This is a genomic window from Rheinheimera sp. MM224, assembly GCF_947090785.1.
GTDB lineage: Bacteria > Pseudomonadota > Gammaproteobacteria > Enterobacterales > Alteromonadaceae > Pararheinheimera.
The window spans coordinates 1,534,546-1,549,959 of sequence record NZ_OX352320.1 but is presented as its reverse complement, the minus strand read 5'-3'; the positions used below and the strand labels follow the sequence as shown (position 1 = coordinate 1,549,959).

18 protein-coding genes and 1 tRNA gene are annotated in these 15,414 nt (G+C 45.8%); 6 read left to right on the top strand and 13 right to left on the bottom strand.

Annotation, left to right across the window (positions count from 1 at the left end):
• Nucleotides 1-18 precede the first annotated feature (18 nt).
• The 12 genes from flgJ to OM978_RS07415 all read right to left on the bottom strand — a co-directional run bounded on the left by flgJ (nucleotide 19) and on the right by OM978_RS07415 (nucleotide 9,846).
• The gene (flgJ, locus tag OM978_RS07470) at nucleotides 19-1,026 is read right to left on the bottom strand and encodes a flagellar assembly peptidoglycan hydrolase FlgJ (RefSeq protein ID WP_264346219.1); all 1,008 of its coding nucleotides are present in this window, start codon (nucleotides 1,024-1,026) and stop codon (nucleotides 19-21) included.
• Nucleotides 1,027-2,124: a flagellar basal body P-ring protein FlgI gene (locus tag OM978_RS07465; RefSeq protein ID WP_264346921.1), complete on the bottom strand. Its 1,098-nt coding sequence runs from the start codon at nucleotides 2,122-2,124 to the stop codon at nucleotides 1,027-1,029.
• A gap of 13 nt (nucleotides 2,125-2,137) precedes the next feature.
• Nucleotides 2,138-2,818, bottom strand: coding sequence for a flagellar basal body L-ring protein FlgH (flgH, locus tag OM978_RS07460; protein WP_147905261.1), 681 nt, complete (start codon nucleotides 2,816-2,818; stop codon nucleotides 2,138-2,140).
• A gap of 10 nt (nucleotides 2,819-2,828) precedes the next feature.
• On the bottom strand, nucleotides 2,829-3,617 hold the full coding sequence (gene flgG, locus OM978_RS07455; RefSeq protein WP_264346218.1) for a flagellar basal-body rod protein FlgG: 789 nt from the start codon (nucleotides 3,615-3,617) through the stop codon (nucleotides 2,829-2,831).
• Between the two features lie 22 nt (nucleotides 3,618-3,639).
• Nucleotides 3,640-4,383 (bottom strand): flagellar basal body rod protein FlgF, encoded by a 744-nt coding sequence (locus tag OM978_RS07450; RefSeq protein WP_264346217.1) that lies wholly within the window; start codon nucleotides 4,381-4,383, stop codon nucleotides 3,640-3,642.
• A gap of 148 nt (nucleotides 4,384-4,531) precedes the next feature.
• A complete protein-coding gene (locus OM978_RS07445; protein WP_264346216.1) occupies nucleotides 4,532-4,939 on the bottom strand; it encodes a hypothetical protein in 408 nt (135 codons plus the stop codon).
• 124 nt (nucleotides 4,940-5,063) lie between these two features.
• Complete coding sequence (gene flgE / locus OM978_RS07440; protein ID WP_264346215.1) at nucleotides 5,064-6,365, bottom strand: flagellar hook protein FlgE; 1,302 nt, start codon at nucleotides 6,363-6,365, stop codon at nucleotides 5,064-5,066.
• A gap of 20 nt (nucleotides 6,366-6,385) precedes the next feature.
• Nucleotides 6,386-7,129, bottom strand: coding sequence for a flagellar hook assembly protein FlgD (locus tag OM978_RS07435; RefSeq protein ID WP_264346214.1), 744 nt, complete (start codon nucleotides 7,127-7,129; stop codon nucleotides 6,386-6,388).
• Nucleotides 7,130-7,139: 10 nt separating this feature from the next.
• Nucleotides 7,140-7,556 (bottom strand): flagellar basal body rod protein FlgC, encoded by a 417-nt coding sequence (gene flgC / locus OM978_RS07430; protein WP_264346213.1) that lies wholly within the window; start codon nucleotides 7,554-7,556, stop codon nucleotides 7,140-7,142.
• A 49-nt stretch (nucleotides 7,557-7,605) separates the two neighbouring features.
• Nucleotides 7,606-8,007: a flagellar basal body rod protein FlgB gene (gene flgB, locus OM978_RS07425; protein WP_264346212.1), complete on the bottom strand. Its 402-nt coding sequence runs from the start codon at nucleotides 8,005-8,007 to the stop codon at nucleotides 7,606-7,608.
• Nucleotides 8,008-8,069: 62 nt separating this feature from the next.
• Nucleotides 8,070-8,909: a CheR family methyltransferase gene (locus tag OM978_RS07420; protein ID WP_264346211.1), complete on the bottom strand. Its 840-nt coding sequence runs from the start codon at nucleotides 8,907-8,909 to the stop codon at nucleotides 8,070-8,072.
• 7 nt (nucleotides 8,910-8,916) lie between these two features.
• Entirely contained in the window at nucleotides 8,917-9,846 is a 930-nt protein-coding gene (locus OM978_RS07415) for a chemotaxis protein CheV (protein WP_264346210.1), read from the bottom strand.
• Between the two features lie 152 nt (nucleotides 9,847-9,998).
• On the opposite strand from OM978_RS07415, the gene flgA reads away from it, so the two are divergent.
• From flgA to OM978_RS07400, 3 genes are all read left to right on the top strand, one after another.
• Nucleotides 9,999-10,694, top strand: a complete 696-nt coding sequence (flgA, locus tag OM978_RS07410) for a flagellar basal body P-ring formation chaperone FlgA (RefSeq protein ID WP_264346209.1) — start codon at nucleotides 9,999-10,001, stop codon at nucleotides 10,692-10,694.
• Nucleotides 10,695-10,770: 76 nt separating this feature from the next.
• Nucleotides 10,771-11,112, top strand: coding sequence for a flagellar biosynthesis anti-sigma factor FlgM (gene flgM / locus OM978_RS07405; protein ID WP_264346208.1), 342 nt, complete (start codon nucleotides 10,771-10,773; stop codon nucleotides 11,110-11,112).
• Complete coding sequence (locus tag OM978_RS07400) at nucleotides 11,109-11,543, top strand: flagellar protein FlgN (RefSeq protein WP_264346207.1); 435 nt, start codon at nucleotides 11,109-11,111, stop codon at nucleotides 11,541-11,543. The genes flgM and OM978_RS07400 overlap by 4 nt, the downstream gene beginning before the upstream one ends.
• Nucleotides 11,544-11,612: 69 nt before the next feature.
• Here the strand turns inward: OM978_RS07400 and OM978_RS07395 are convergent, their stop codons facing one another.
• Complete coding sequence (locus tag OM978_RS07395) at nucleotides 11,613-12,068, bottom strand: LPP20 family lipoprotein (RefSeq protein ID WP_233008662.1); 456 nt, start codon at nucleotides 12,066-12,068, stop codon at nucleotides 11,613-11,615.
• A gap of 154 nt (nucleotides 12,069-12,222) precedes the next feature.
• On the opposite strand from OM978_RS07395, the gene OM978_RS07390 reads away from it, so the two are divergent.
• The 3 genes from OM978_RS07390 (at nucleotide 12,223) to OM978_RS07380 (ending at nucleotide 14,992) form a co-directional block, all read left to right on the top strand.
• Entirely contained in the window at nucleotides 12,223-13,386 is a 1,164-nt protein-coding gene (locus tag OM978_RS07390; RefSeq protein ID WP_264346206.1) for a flagellar assembly protein FlgT, read from the top strand.
• Between the two features lie 107 nt (nucleotides 13,387-13,493).
• Nucleotides 13,494-13,568: transfer RNA gene (locus OM978_RS07385), tRNA-Arg, on the top strand.
• Between the two features lie 185 nt (nucleotides 13,569-13,753).
• Nucleotides 13,754-14,992, top strand: a complete 1,239-nt coding sequence (locus OM978_RS07380) for an integrase domain-containing protein (protein WP_264346205.1) — start codon at nucleotides 13,754-13,756, stop codon at nucleotides 14,990-14,992.
• Nucleotides 14,993-15,414: the final 422 nt, after the last annotated feature.

Here is a 15,414-nt window from a genome sequence, read left to right as displayed (position 1 = left end):
AATCTTTAATATTTATTTTTACTCTTTATTAGTAAGCAGGTTTCGTGCCTGTTTGAAGGTTTCGCTGTTAAATACCGATAAAATTTTCTGAGCGTAGTTTGGATCTGTGGCATAACCTGCCGCCTGCAGCTGTTGAAAATAAGCTTTAGGGTTATCAGCCATAGCCACAGCCTGCTGATAACGAGGGTTAGATTTAATAAAGTCGACATAATCACCCAGACTTTGCTCTGGCGACTCATAAGCACGGAACTTAGCTTTTTCTTTTTGCGCTACACCCTGACGATACTCCAGCGTATCAACGACTGCGACATCGCCTTGCCAGCTGTTATGCGCTTTAATACCAAAAAAGTTAAAGCTGTTATTGCCTTCAGCGGTTTTAAAAGTACGTTGCCCCCAGCCTGTTTCGAGCGCAGCTTGAGCCAATAAGGCTAAAGGCTCTAACCCCAGTTTTTGCGCTGCTTGTTTGGCTGCTGGCATTAGTTTTTGAATAAACTCACCAGGGCTCTCAAAAGTCCAGTCTTCGTTATCAGGATCAGGTTCAGAAGCCAAAGTCTCGGTAATCACCTGTGGTGCAGATGTAACTAAAGGCTGTGCAACTTCAACTGGTTTTTTAATTGGAGCTATAGCCGGAACGTCAGGATCTGCACTGGCTTTTTTATCTGGCACGGGTGCAGCTTCTGTGGGTACTTTCAGCATGGAAGCCGGTGTGGTTTTACCTTTGGTGGGCCGCAATTGTTGCACCAACAAATCAGCTAAACCTAAGCTGCCTTTCTCTGACAGTTCAGTCGATAGCTGTTTGTCGTACATATCCTGATAAAACTTGGTCGCGTTACTGTTGAGAACACCGTCATCTTCGAATACTTCATTGGCTTTGCGCATACTGCTAAGTAACATGCCCATAAAAATAGATTCGAATTGTTTAGCCGCCTGTTTCAGCGCCGCATCATCATCACCACCGGAGCTATGCTTCAGCTGCGCCAAGCCGGTTAAATCATGATAATTGACTTTGTTCTCAACTTTACTCATTTAGATCACCACAAGCTCACCATGAATGGCGCCGGCTTCTTTTAAGGCTTCTAAAATGGCCATCAAATCACCTGGCGCAGCGCCAACTGCATTGATGGTGCTGACTAAATCATCCAGCGTCGTGCCCGGATCAAATTTAAACATACGTGATTGATCTGGCCGCACATCGATAATACTGTTTTGTTCTACAGCCGTATCACCGCCAGCTAAAACATTGGGCTGCACTACGGTTGGATTCTCTGCGATAGTCACAGTTAAACCACCATGAGTTACAGCAGCTGGGAACAGTCTGACGTCTTTACCTATCACTATGGTACCGGTTCTGGAGTTGATAATAATTTTAGCCGACTGACTGGCTGGCTCCAGCGTTAAATTTTCCAGCGTAGATAAATAGGATACTCGCTGATCCATATCGCGCGGCGCTCTTACCTGAACAGAAGATGCGTCCAGTGACTGAGCAGTGCCTGGGCCAATAAAGTTATTGATGGTTTCAGCCAACGTTTTGGCGGTGGTGAAATCTGAACTATTTAAATTAAAAGTAATAAAATCGCCGTCAGCAAAAGGCGATGGAACTTCACGTTCAACCGTAGCGCCATTAGGAATGCGTCCTACAGTAGGCGTATTCACCAGAATTTTTGAACCATCAGCGCCTTCCGCGCCTAAACCACTGACAATCAGCGAACCTTGAGCTACCGCATAGACGTTGCCGTCTAAACCTTTGAGAAAGGTTTGCAATAAAGTGCCACCACGTAAGCCTTTAGCACTGCCCATAGATGAAACTGTAATATCAATTGTCTGACCAGGTTTACTGAACGCAGGTAACTCAGCATGTACTGCAACAGCAGCGACGTTTTTAATCTGAGATTTCATACCAGGCGGCATATTAATGCCAAAGTTGCTCAGCATGGTTCTGAAGCTTTGCTCAGTAAAAGGGCTTTGCTCGCCTGTACCAGGCAACCCCACCACCAGGCCGTATCCAACCAATTGGTTACTACGAACCCCTTGTACACTGGTTAAGTCTTTAATACGGGCAGCTGAAACCGGCAAACACAAAGCGCCGGACAACAGGACTACAAAAAGGCTTTGGATAAGTTTCATCATTTCACCTGCATTAAAACGGCCACAACACGCCATTAAAGAATCGGGTTAACCAGCCTGGGCCCTGGCCGCCATGAGTAGCACCAGTGCCGCTGTATTCAATACGTGCATTGGCAATTTTGGTCGATTCCACTGTATTTCTCGAATCAATATCTTCGGCACGAATTACTCCTGTTAAACGGATAAACTCTTTGCCCGTATTCAGCGTTAACCATTTTTCGCCACGGATCACCAGATTGCCATTGGCCATCACACGTAAAACGTTGACAGAAATATCACCGACTAAACTGTTGCTCTGGTCTGCTTTAGAATCGCCTTTGAAGTCTGAAGCTGAGTTAGCACCAAATTGCAGCGTATTACCAAGCACACTGACATCACGACCACCTAAACCCACCATAGGATCAAAACTGGCAGAGCTGTCTTTACCAAATTCAGTTTTAGCCGTTTTAGACGCCTGAGTATTTTCTTTTAGTACCACAGTAATGATGTCACCCGGACGACGAGCTTTGTTGTCAGAGTACAAGCCGTTAGACAAGCCCTGAGCAAACAAAGAACCATTGTTCGATAAGGGTACTGCTTGTGGCTCAGGCGGCAAAGGCGCAAAGTTAGGGTCATCCGGCATAGGCTCATTGAAGCCACCGGCGCAGCCTACACAAAGTTGCAGTGTCAGTACCAGCAGAATTAACTTGTTCATCCACTTACTCCTACAGCTGCTGAATAGCAGTACCCAGCATCTGATCAACAGTTGAGATTACTTTGGAATTCATTTCATACACACGCTGACTTTCAATCAGACTGACCAGCTCTTCCGTCACATTGACGTTTGAAGTTTCCAACGCGCCCTGAACTAAAATCCCGCGCCCTTCAAGACCCGGAATACCTTGCACCGGATCACCGCTGGCCGCGGTTGCAGTAAATAAGTTTTGACCTACAGGCTCTAAACCTGCCGGATTCACAAAGTTAGTTACAGTAAGCTGTCCGACTACAGCCTGATCAATCTGACCTGGCAGACGCACAGACACTTCACCATCTTGCGAAATAGTGATGCTTTGGGCATCTTCAGGAATAACGATGTTGGGCTGAATTTGATAGCCAGCGCCTGAGGTCACCATATTGCCGTCGCTGTCCGTCGTGAACTGACCGTTGCGGCTGTAGGAGGTGGTGCCATCTGGCATCAGCACCTCAAAAAAGCCATGGCCCTGAATCATCACGTCCAGACTGCCTTCAGTAGTGATCATATTGCCTTGAGTAAAGCTTTTCTGGGTCGCTACGACCTTGGTACCAGCACCTAACATCAAACCATTTGGCAGCTCTGAGTTCTGTGAGGAACGCCCGCCTGGCTGATTGATGTTTTGATACAACAAATCTTCAAATACAGCGCGGCTTTTCTTAAAACCAATAGTACTGGCGTTGGCCAGGTTATTTGAAATCACCGAAATATCACGCTGCTTCGCGTCCAAACCGGTTTTACTGATCCATAAAGCTGGATGCATGCTAACCTCCCAGGCTTAAGCCTTAGACTACTCTCATAATTTGGTTGTGTTGCCGATCAATCTCTTCGGCGGTTTTCATCATTTTGACCTGTACTTCAAACTGACGTTGTAAACTGATCATCTGGGTCATTTCACCCACAGCATTGACATTACTGCCTTCTACTGCACCGCTCAGCACTCTGACCGTTGCATCTAATTCTGCGACTTCACCATCTTTGCGCCGGAATAAACCGTCTGTGCCTTTCTCAATGTCCTGGAATTCAGGTTTTACCAGCTTGAACCGTGCCACTTCCTGCATGACGTTAGCCGGGGCACCTTGAGGTCTGATGCTGATAGTACCGTCGGTACCAATTTCCATTTTCGCAATAGGTAGAGGGATCTGTATCGGACCATCTTCGCCTATGACATCTAAACCCGAAGCAGTTTGTAGAACTCCTGTTGGGCTGAGCTGTAAATTGCCGGCTCTGGTGTACGCTTCGTTGCCATCAGCGTCTTGTACTGACAACCAGCCTTTCCCTTGTACAGCTACATCCAGTTCACGTTCTGTAATAATAAAAGAGCCATCGTCAAAATTTTGACCTGGTCGTTCAGTCAGTGAAAACACCCGGCTGGGCAAACCTTCACCAAAAGCCTGCATAGCACGAGCTTGCTCTAAATCAGCCTTAAAGCCCGTAGTAGTGCTGTTTGCAAGGTTATTCGCTTTGATACTGATGCCATTCATATTCTCTTTGGCACCGCTCATCGCGATATAAAGTAAATGGTCCATAGTCAGGCCTCCACTTGAGATAAGTTAAGTAAAGCAAGACTGATGCCAAGAAGGGAGCGCAGTATATTCAGATGGAGTGAATAAAAACTATATGTCTGTATTTAATAGAAAAACTAAGACGGAGGTTATTTATAATGTGCGGCGTTGACTAGCGGGCTAATGATACAAACTTAAATCTATTGATTACGGAAAAGCTGGTATTGGCTTCGGTAAAATTATTATTGGTCACTTCAATCTGCGCCTTAAACTTAGTTGCGCCAGACAATGACTGCTGAAAACTATGGTTCTGACGTTCAGCACAATTATAGCTGCCCAGTAATACATCGGATGCAGTATATAACCGCAATACGCAGTCAACCGACAAGGCTTTGACCGGATTAAATCCAATCATCGCTAACTGCTCCAAATGTTCAGGCTTGTGTATATGTAAAGTACGGATTTCAGACGCGCCTGCTTTCAGGACAAAATCGGTCGTGACCAGCACTTCCTGCTCGGATGCCACACAAGAGAATATCGCAAACATGCATGACGTCAGAAGAGTTCTGAACCTCACCATCACCTCCGTATTAGCCCGACGAGCCTTGGGTACATAAATTTGTCTGAGTATTCACAGAGAAAAATAAAATACAAGAAACAAAAAAACCCAAAGTAACAACACTTTGGGCTTTTTAACGAGCTCTTTATCGGATCTGCAGTACGGTATTTTGTAATGTACTGTTCACTTCAAGCGCTCTTGAGTTCGCCTGGAAGTTACGCTGAGCTGCAATCAAATCGACCAACTCGTTCGTCAGGTTGACGTTCGAACTCTCCAGTGCTGAAGAGTTAATAGCACCAAAAGTACCGGAGTTCGCTTCACCAGCTAAAGCTTCACCTGACATTAAACTTTGACGCCATGAGGTGTTACCAGCTTGAGTTAAACCTTGTGGGTTAGCAAACTTCACCATAGCAACCTGAGCCAAATAGGTTTGATCACCATTGGAGTATGACGCCATCACCTTGCCCGCCGCATCGATATCAACGCTGGTTAAACGACCCACTGTAGTGCCGTCACCGTCTAAACTGCCTAACTCAAACTTCGAGGAGTACTGAGTTGGATTTTTTGTGCCTGCCGGGTCAGTAAAATTGATTGAAACGTCCGTAGTAAACTGCGCGCCGTTCGCCAATAAACCATCTAATGTAGCTTTAGGCATCACCAATGAAGGCATAGGTGTTGTTGCTGGATTACCGTTTAAATCAAAATCCAGTACAGGGGTGGCCGCGGGTAAAGTAAAAGGCGTGCCGGTATTGTCATCGAGCACCGCATAAACTTCCCAGTCATTATCTGTCACAGGATCAGTACGGCGGAAATACATAGATAAAATATGCGGCTCACCCAAACTGTCATATACAGTGGTAGAGGTTTGATTGTTATAAGTGGCCGCATTGGTCGCGTCAAAGGCCGGCAGCGGCACAGCCTTTGGCTGCTGACGTGAATCCAGGTTCATGGTCAGAAACACATTTTGCGTCGCACGTGGTGCACCCGCTGTATTTGGGATCTGGATAGGTGAAGTTGTACTTAAACTGACAGAGGTCGTTTCACCTGTGGCCGGGTTCACCGGGAAGCCTTGTAAAAAGCCACCATTGTTATCAGAGATAAAGTTGTTTTTATCCAGTTTAAAAGCACCGGCTCTGGTGTACGAATAATCACGGTTACCAATTTCAGGCGCTATGGCAAAAAAACCGTCACCCGTGATGGCTAAATCCAGTGAGTTGTTGGTAAATTTCAAAGAGCCCTGAGAAAACTGCTGGGCCACTTTAGAAGTAGTTACACCATCACCCACTTTGGTTTTGTTCGAACTAAATACCGAAGCTGCATACACATCAGCAAATTCAGCGCGGGATTCTTTAAAGCCCGTAGTATTGACGTTTGCGATGTTATTCGCCGTGGTATCAATATCCTTTTGGGCCGCAGCCAGGCCGCTTAACGCTATATTAAAACTCATAGTTCACCTCAATTCATTGATTAGGTTGCAATTTCTTCAATATCAGATAATTTTTTCTGGCCTTGGCCATAGACATTCAATAGCAGGCCCTGAGTGGTGCCATTGCCCAACGTAATACTGGTCACAGGGGCGTAAACAGAGGTAGTTATGGCTTCGTTTTTACCTGCGATACTGGCTTCAACTGAAATGGTGTAAGCACCTTTAGGTGCGACCACCATCACAGGGTTGCCATCTTTATCTACTTTTGGCTTACCATCTGCATCAACCTCTTGGGTATCCGTCGTACCATCCCATGGCAGTTGCAAACGCCCTGCATCAGCTTTGTCTATGGTGACGGAACGCACGACAACACCATCAGCATTTTTAATCTGGACTTTGACATTAGTCGCGTCTTCAGGGAAATTAGCGCTGGCAACCACAGCATTTTCGCCGTCAAATACCATATCCTTCGATTTGACCAATACATACTGCCCAACCAAAGAAGAGGCCTGCAGTGCCTGGCTGGAGTTCATGGTGGTGGCAAAATCTTTAAAGTTGGTGTTCAGCGAAGCAATACCGTCGGCCATAGTAAATTGCGTCATCTGCGCGATCATCTCATTATTCTCAACCGGTTTGGTTGGATCCTGATAAGCCAACTGCTGTGTTAGTAACGCGAAAAAATCTGACTGGGTTAAAGCACCATTGCCATCTGATTCAGGGGTCGTAGGTTTATCGCCCCAATACGCCCCATCTAAAGCACTGCCCGAATTATCTACTTTACTCATGCCCTACCCCTTAGCGTTGACCAAGCATCAGCGTACGGCTGACCATTTGTTTAGCGGCATCAGCCACCTGCACATTGGTCTCGTAAGAGCGCGAAGCTGAAATCATATTGGCCATTTCTTCCATAATGTTGACATTAGGCTTGTAGATATAGCCTTTGTCGTCAGACAACGGATGATGTGGCGCATACTCCACATTTAATGGGGCGTCAGATTCAACTATGCCTAAGACCTGAACCTTAGCTCCTTCCTGACCTTGCTGAGCTTGTTCAAGAGCTGTTGCAAAAACAGGGTGACGTGCTCTGTAAGTTTGGTCGATGCTGCTGCTGATGCTGTTGGCATTCGCCATATTACTGGCGGTGGTATTTAACCGCACTTGCTGTGCAGACATTCCACTACCAGCAATATCAAAAACGTTATAAAGGCTCATGATTGAAACCCTCCAATAACGGCACTATCAAAAACGTTATAAAGGTTCATTATTGAGACCCTCCGGTAATGGCTTTTTTCAGGCCGCTAATACGACTGTTCAGAAAATTCAGCGTTGTTTGATACTCCATGCTATTGCGTGTAAAAGCATTTCGCTCTTCGTGAATGTCAACAGTGTTGCCATCCCCGGTATCCGGCTGATTAGGAATACGGTATTGAGAGTCAGCATGGCGGGCTGTAGAGATTTCAAAATGCTTAGGATCAGTCCGGCCAAGCGAACCTGATTGGCGCGACTGAGCACCGGCTAATGCAGTTTGAAAATCCATGTCCTTTGCCTTGTAGCCCGGAGTATCAGCATTTGCGATATTTTCGGCCAAGACTTGAGAACGTTTGTCGCGGATCAGTAGTGCATCGGGGTGAAGTCCAAATGCGTTATCGAAGCTGATTGCCATTATTGCCATCCTGTCTTTCAGAGATGGCAAATACTAAGCAAAACTCAGGCCAGAATTTTTGATCAGACTTTTTTGCGGTACACTATGCCTGGATTACAACGCACCATATCAAAGTCGTTGTTCAGGCTGGAAAGGGACTCAGAAGCGCCAAGAAACAAGTAACCACGCGGGTTCAGGGCTTGAGAAAACTGTTTAATTATTTTCATTTTTACTTCAGGTGAAAAGTAAATCAGTACATTACGACAAAAAATAATGTCAAACTTACCAAGCAAGGTATAGCTATCAAGTAAGTTTAAATGACGGAACGAAACGTTTTTTCGAACGGCATCTTTTAGCCGCATCATGCCGTTTCCAGAATCGTCAAAAAATTTACTCCGCCGCTCAGGTGACAAACCGCGGGACAACGCCAAACCATCATATTCAGCACGTTGGCAATGTTCGAGCATAGCATTCGAAATATCAGTGCCTAAAATATGTAGCCCCATAGGAAAGGCTGAAGGCCGGCCCTGCTGGTACTCCAGCCCTGACATAGCAATAGAATAAGGTTCCTGACCAGACGAACTGGCCGCCGACCAAATCTTGACGGTTTTATGATCTTTCTCAAATTCGGGCAGAATTTGCTTTTTTAAAAGCTCATAAGGGTAATTGTCACGAAACCATAAAGTTTCGTTGGTGGTCATCGCATCAATAACAGCGGAACGTAGTTGCCGTTCAAAAGGACTTAAGGTCTTATTTAATAATTCTGACAGCGACGACAAACCAAAGCGCTGCATCAAAGGCGCCAGGCGGCTTTTCACCAGATATTGTTTATTGTCACCCAGCACAATACCACACTGTTGTTCGAGAAAATCCCGAAACAGACGATACTCACTTTCCTGCAGCTCTTTGTTTGCCACTAACATAAAACCTCTAATCAGTATGCAACCATTTCCGCACGGATTCGGCTAATTCATCCGGGTTAAATTTCGCAATGAAATCATCAGCGCCAACTTTCTGCACCATCTGCTGGTTAAATACACCGCTGAGCGAGGTATGTAAAATCACATGCAATGGCTTGAGTCTTGGATCCAGGCGAATTTCTGCGGTCAGGGTGTACCCATCCATTTCCGGCATTTCAATATCAGAAATCAGCAAACCCACTTTGTCAGTGACTGAATTTTGACAAGCCGCTGCAGTTTCCTGCAAGTAGTTAAGCGCTTCACGGCCATTGTTCACCAGATGCATCTGCACCCCTAAGCCTTCCAACGCTCGTTTCACCTGATTCCTCGCAACAGCTGAGTCATCTGCAATCAGAATGAGTCTGTCACCCAAATCTTCACTGATAGTCGAGGTTGCGATATTACTGCTTATAGTAGTAGGTGACGGTGAAATTTCTTCCAGAATTTTTTCAACATCAATAATTTCAACCAGTTCTTTATCTATTTCAGTAATAGCTGTCAGGTAACTCTGTTTACCACCAGTGCCTTTTGGCGGCGGCATGATAGAGGCCCAATTGATATTAATGATGCGCTCGACCGACTGCACTAAAAAACCCTGCACAGAGCGGTTGTATTCCGCGATGATAATAAAGCAGTCTTTGGTGTTTTCTATTGCACGGCCCCCTGTAGCCAGACTCAAATCAATCACAGAGATTGTCTGACCCCGAATGTGGGCGATGCCTCTGACATATTTATTACGTTTGGGAATGGCGGTTAAAGGTGGACATTGCAGTACTTCACGCACTTTAAATACGTTAATACCAAAACGTTGACGACCCTGTAAGCGGAATAATAAAAGCTCCAGTCTGTTCTGCCCCACCAATTGAGTGCGCTGATTGACTGAATCCAGAATACCCGCCATAGAAGACTCCCTTGCCTGAAAGAATTAGTGATCCTAAAAAATCGGGAACGATTCTTGCTTGGTCCACTCTAGGATGAAAAATGACTGAAAATTGACATACTTAAGTATGTTATAACCCTTTGCCGATAAAGCATAGCTGAAACCATATGAAAATGTACGATAAATTTTTGAAGTGCCCTCTGCTCTGTGCTTTCACTGCCAGTGTTTTTCTTGCGGCATTTTCACTACAGGCGGCAAGTTTTAGCCCTGCGCAATTAACCGCAGCAACAATAGAGTGGTTAGGTCAGCAAAAAGAAGTACCGGAAGGTGCTCAAAGTCAGATTTCTACGCTGGACTCACGTCTGGCTCATAAAGAATGCAACGAACCTTTGCAGTTTAGTTTTGCAGGCCCGGTGTACAATCAGGCGACTGTACAAATTCGCTGTCAAAGCCCACAACCCTGGCAGCTTTATGTATCAGCACGCTTTACTCAGCAAACAGACGCGACGCTTAGTGTGCGAAATATAGCTTTAGGTTCTTTAATCACTGCCGATATGTTAACGCTGGGGCAAGCCGACCTGCGCTTAGCTCGTGGCTCTTTAGTGAAAAACCCAGCTTCCGTTATAGGAGCCCGGGTAAAAAGGAGCCTCTCTGCAGGACAAGTTGTGACATTGCAGGATCTTTGTCTTGTATGTAAAGGCGATATAGTTACAATTAGTGGTTTGAATAGTGGCCTTGAAGTAAGAACTGTCGGTATAGCACAAATGGATGGCATTCTGGGTGACCAGATCCGCGTGACGAACAGACAGTCCAACAGAACCGTAGTAGCAGAAGTCGTTGCGGTGAAAAAAGTTGCAATAAAATTTTAAATAATGTCTAAAGTTTTATCAGTCGCTGCCGTTATACAAAGTAAGGGATCCGAAACCGGATTAAGAGGGTAGAAAAATGGCGATTAATGTAAATACAGGCCTGCCAGTCACTCAACAAGTGAAAGCTGACAAAGCCGAGCAACAAAACGTTCAAAAACAGCAAGTTGCTCAGCAACAGGCCGTTCAGCAGCAAAGCACTACAGGCACAGCTGCACAAAAACAGGATTCAGTCTCGCTGACTTCTCAGGCACAGCAATTCAGCAAAGCCCAGGAAAAAGCGAAAGCCAGTTCAGGTGTTGATCAAGAGAAAGTTGATAAGATCAAACAAGAGATTTCTGAAGGCAAATACAAAGTGAATGTAGAACAACTGGCACGTCGTATTGTCCAGTTCGAAGGCGAGTTTTTCAGTAAAAAATGAGTAGCGCCCACTCTTCTATCCTCACCCTGTTAAATGAACAAGAGCAGCACCTTGATGTGTTGCTCTTGTTGCTTCATAACGAACTGGACGCCATCCGGACCCGTGATGTTGAAGCATTGAAAAGCAATACCGATGAAAAAATCCAAATCCTTGATTTAGTTCAGGCGACAGACGTGCAATTAACTGCCTCGCCAGAACTCGACGCGGTCAAACAGCAAGACTGGTTTAAAGACCATTTGCAACGCCTCGAAGAAAAACTGGCACAGTGTAAATTCCAAAATCAGGTAAACAGCCAAAGCGTAGAGCAAAGCCAATTGGTGATCGAACGTTTTAAAACTGAGTTGTTGCAAAGCCGTGGCCGCGCCGGTTTAACCTATACTAATAAAGGCAAAGCAGCTCAAGTCGATAAAGGCCCGGGCATTAAAGCCTGATCTGTTTATCCAGCACATAAAAAAACCGTCATCTGACGGTTTTTTTTATGTGGCGCAGGGCTGATGTTATCAGTAGTACTTCACATTTTTTATCCGGCGGGCTGGCTGGCTATTTAAATACAAGTCATACACCTGCTTAAAATCCAGCTCGAGTTCAGTGGCATACACATCACCCACAGGATAAGTTTTCACCACGCGGGCGCCACGAATAATACCGCTTACCGACGAGCTTAACTGGTCGTTGCCTACCATCATTTGCTGCATATTGGCCTTGGCGTCAATTCTTTGGCCATAAACTTGTTCTGCAAGTTCTCTATAGGCTTCGAGTTTAGAGGCTTTCATCGCCATCAGCATACGCTCCTGCTCACTAGCACCTGGCTGCTGACTCAGGGGCGCGTAGCCGACCGCTTTTAACACTGGAAAACGTTGAGGTTCGACTGTTTCCCACTCCACATGGCGATCAGATACCAGACTACAGCCTGGTAATAACGTCAGCAATAAGGCGCTGATTGTCAGTTTGTTCATGATGGCGTGCCTCTGCACATTTCTGCTTAGGTTCATTGCAGTAAATAATGCACAATCCGTGCCTTTTCTAAATAAATGCCTATTTTTTGAGAAAACCTTAATTCAGGCATAGCTTTTGCTTCTACCCTGTTAGTTCTTCTATTGAGGGTTTGTCATGCGTCTATCTGCGCTTTGCGTATCACTGATGGCTTTGCCACTGCTTTCTGGCCATGCCAACGCAGATTGGTATGAAGCAACAGGCCAGGCCGCACTGCGTGCCGGCGATACCCATGCAGCCAGAACTGCAGCCACTGAAGATGCTGTACGTAAAGCGCTGCTGTATTCAGGTGCTTCTATTCGCACTGTGCAACAGGTAACCGACGGTTTATTGACTCAGGAATCGATGTTTTTACAGACTCAGGGGGAAGTACATAATGTGCAAATCGTCTCTGAAACTGAAGAAAACGGTTATATCAACGTCACGATCAGAGCTGATATTTATCCGGATCAAAACCAATGCGCCAACCTGCAATTAAAAAAGGAGCTGTTGATCAGCCCTTTTGTCATTGAAAACCGGGAACAGGCTATTACAGGGCAGCTGTATGAGCTGGATGAAGCCAGCACCAGTTTGTTTATACAAAAGCTGGAGGAGTCCTCTGGTTCCAGCTTAATCAAACTGCTGCCCCAACCTATCCGGCAAAAAGAACTGAGTTATGCCGACCGTGGCGCTTTGCAACGTAACTATGGTGGCCGCTATTTGCTCAAAGCCAGTCTGGACGATGTTTCGCTGGGTGAGCGTGTGGGTACCAACTGGTCATTTTGGTCTGATCAGGACAGAGAACGTTTTTATCAGCTGCAACTGGAGCTGACCGACATTCAGGAACAAAAAGTGTTATTCAGCCAAAAATACCAGACATCTGCTGTTTGGGGCTTTCGCAGTACCACAGTCATTAGCCCAAAAACACAGCGCTTCTGGCAAACCGATTATGGTAAGTCTATCGAGCGGGTATTAAATGCCGCAGCTCAGGACGTGGAAGAAGCACTGCGCTGCGAAACTATACTGGCAGATATCACACTGGTACAACAGCATAAAGTGCTGCTGAACCTGGGTAGTAAACAAGGCTTAAAAATCGGTGATGAGCTAACCATTTTATTTCGTCGCCAACACAAAGACAGCTTTGGTCAATTACAAGACCAACTGACTGTCAGCGAACTCAAAGTAAAGATCACTGAGCTGAACCACAAAAATGCCTGGGCTGAGAGTATCAATATGGATTTGTTAGCCAATGTGCAAGTGGGTGATGCTGCAACCTTGATTAACGATAAAGAACAACCTTAATAAAATCCCGGCTAAAACCACGGCTTATTGTTCAATAAAGAACCTGTTGATTCGACTGGAGTTCACAGGATTCGCCAGCTGTGCTAGTTTAGTGCCTGCTACAAGTCCGCTCCATAGTTAAATGGATATAACGGCCCCCTCCTAAGGGGCAGTTACAGGTTCGATTCCTGTTGGGGCGGCCACCACCACGTTCAGTAAAGCTCGTTAAAGCCCGTTAACGTTCGCCAAACTCAGTAAAAATGCCGTATTCAGTTGATCAGTTCGTTCGTTTTCGTTCATTATAGTTCGAGGACAACCAACGTTTTTAATACCACGGTTAATACTACAGCTCATGAGTGCCAAACGCTGTAGTATTATGGAGTACATTATGGCCCGTAAAACAACGCCTCTGAGCGATACTGAAGTTAAATCAGCCAAGCCTCAGGATAAGCTCTATTCCCTGTATGACGGGGCTGGTTTAGAGCTCAGAGTAACTACTGCAGGCAATAAATCTTGGTTATTTAGATATAAACGTCCATACCTCGACACCCCAAACACAATTAAGATCGGCACCTACCCTGACACAACTTTGTCACAGGCCAGAAAGTTGCGAGCCCAATACCGTGAGCTATTAGATCAAAAGATTGATCCGGCGAAGTGGATCGAGGAAAACGACGAAAGCCGAAGAAAGGAAATAAGTACTTCTCTTGCCGACGTAGCGGCAAAATGGTTCCTCGTGAAGTTTGCAGCGGTCGGTGAGCGGCATGCGTTTAATATTCGCCGAACCTTCGAAATGTATCTTTACCCAAGGCTGGGCAAGTTACCTATCAAAGAGCTAACAGCCCCGCTGGTAATTGACACACTAAAACCACTTGAGTCAGCTAAGAAGCTGGAAACGATCACCCGGGTATGCCAGCGCTTAAATGAACTTATGACCTGGTGTGTGAATACCGGTATTGTTCAGCACAATCAGTTGGCCGGCATTAAGGCGGCATTTATAGCAGCCAAACCTGTGAACATGCCAACCATTAAACCTGACGAATTGCCGGAACTGATGAAGGCTATCAGCTATGCACAGATCCGCATCGTCACGCGCTGCCTTCTCGAGTGGCAACTTCATACTATGGTCAGGCCGTCAGAAGCCGCTGGCGCTAGCTGGGATGAAATTGATTTTGAGCAGCAGGTTTGGACTGTGCCGGCTGAGCGCATGAAAAAGAAGAAAGAACACATTGTTCCGCTGACACCACAAACAATGGCCCTGCTGGATATGTTAAAGCCAATTAGTGGCAACTCTCCTTTCATCTTTCCATCAGAACGGCGCCATAACCAGCCTACTCATTCTGAAACAGCTAACCGGGCTCTACAAAGAATGGGCTATAAGGATATTTTGGTTTCTCACGGCTTGCGAGCTCTGGCCAGCACCACATTAAACGAACAAGGCTTTGATGATGATGTGATAGAGGCTGCTCTTGCTCACCAGGATAAAAACCAAGTTCGTTCCGCATACAACAGAGCAACCTACTTAGAGCGGCGCCGGAAACTAATGGAATGGTGGAGTAACCATATAGAGCAAGCAGCAACTGGCAACTTTGCTATGTCCGGATACAAAGGGCTGAAAGTGGTTTAGCTATATTTGCCTAACGAGGGATTCGACCCCTCTCTTATGTATTGCTCAGTCCGCCACAGTCCTTTGCTGGCTGCGTTCTGCATTTAAGCAGATGGACAGAAAAGGACTAAGGCGGACTCAGTTCCGCCCCAATTTTGTCCCAAGACCTCATTACTGATACTGCTCGTTATAGTAACTATACTGGTTTTGTACTGGGCTCCATTCGTAAGTCATGCCAGCTTCTTCGATCCTTTTTAGCTTGTCATTTTCATGGAAAGTGAAGGGCAAAAACTTAGTACGGTCAAAATTTGTTGGTGTCCATGCCAAGAACGGCATTCTTCCATGAGACCTGGTGCGCTGAAACGTCACTTGCTGAACAAGTCGGCCATCCTTGAATAATGCTAGAGTCCTGATTTGAACTGATATAAACCAAGCCATATAAA

What these genes read in the sequence shown, in the direction of transcription:
- flgA (WP_264346209.1), top strand. Translation starts at nt 9,999, where the DNA reads ATGTACGATAAATTTTTGAAGTGCCCTCTGCTCTGTGCTTTCACTGCC.
- OM978_RS07420 (WP_264346211.1), bottom strand. Translation starts at nt 8,909, where the DNA reads ATGTTAGTGGCAAACAAAGAGCTGCAGGAAAGTGAGTATCGTCTGTTT.
- flgM (WP_264346208.1), top strand. Translation starts at nt 10,771, where the DNA reads ATGGCGATTAATGTAAATACAGGCCTGCCAGTCACTCAACAAGTGAAA.
- flgC (WP_264346213.1), bottom strand. Translation starts at nt 7,556, where the DNA reads ATGAGCCTTTATAACGTTTTTGATATTGCTGGTAGTGGAATGTCTGCA.
- OM978_RS07390 (WP_264346206.1), top strand. Translation starts at nt 12,223, where the DNA reads ATGCGTCTATCTGCGCTTTGCGTATCACTGATGGCTTTGCCACTGCTT.
- OM978_RS07395 (WP_233008662.1), bottom strand. Translation starts at nt 12,068, where the DNA reads ATGAACAAACTGACAATCAGCGCCTTATTGCTGACGTTATTACCAGGC.
- OM978_RS07380 (WP_264346205.1), top strand. Translation starts at nt 13,754, where the DNA reads ATGGCCCGTAAAACAACGCCTCTGAGCGATACTGAAGTTAAATCAGCC.
- OM978_RS07445 (WP_264346216.1), bottom strand. Translation starts at nt 4,939, where the DNA reads ATGGTGAGGTTCAGAACTCTTCTGACGTCATGCATGTTTGCGATATTC.
- flgJ (WP_264346219.1), bottom strand. Translation starts at nt 1,026, where the DNA reads ATGAGTAAAGTTGAGAACAAAGTCAATTATCATGATTTAACCGGCTTG.
- flgH (WP_147905261.1), bottom strand. Translation starts at nt 2,818, where the DNA reads ATGAACAAGTTAATTCTGCTGGTACTGACACTGCAACTTTGTGTAGGC.
- OM978_RS07400 (WP_264346207.1), top strand. Translation starts at nt 11,109, where the DNA reads ATGAGTAGCGCCCACTCTTCTATCCTCACCCTGTTAAATGAACAAGAG.
- flgB (WP_264346212.1), bottom strand. Translation starts at nt 8,007, where the DNA reads ATGGCAATCAGCTTCGATAACGCATTTGGACTTCACCCCGATGCACTA.
- OM978_RS07435 (WP_264346214.1), bottom strand. Translation starts at nt 7,129, where the DNA reads ATGAGTAAAGTAGATAATTCGGGCAGTGCTTTAGATGGGGCGTATTGG.
- OM978_RS07450 (WP_264346217.1), bottom strand. Translation starts at nt 4,383, where the DNA reads ATGGACCATTTACTTTATATCGCGATGAGCGGTGCCAAAGAGAATATG.
- flgE (WP_264346215.1), bottom strand. Translation starts at nt 6,365, where the DNA reads ATGAGTTTTAATATAGCGTTAAGCGGCCTGGCTGCGGCCCAAAAGGAT.
- flgG (WP_264346218.1), bottom strand. Translation starts at nt 3,617, where the DNA reads ATGCATCCAGCTTTATGGATCAGTAAAACCGGTTTGGACGCGAAGCAG.
- OM978_RS07415 (WP_264346210.1), bottom strand. Translation starts at nt 9,846, where the DNA reads ATGGCGGGTATTCTGGATTCAGTCAATCAGCGCACTCAATTGGTGGGG.
- OM978_RS07465 (WP_264346921.1), bottom strand. Translation starts at nt 2,124, where the DNA reads ATGAAACTTATCCAAAGCCTTTTTGTAGTCCTGTTGTCCGGCGCTTTG.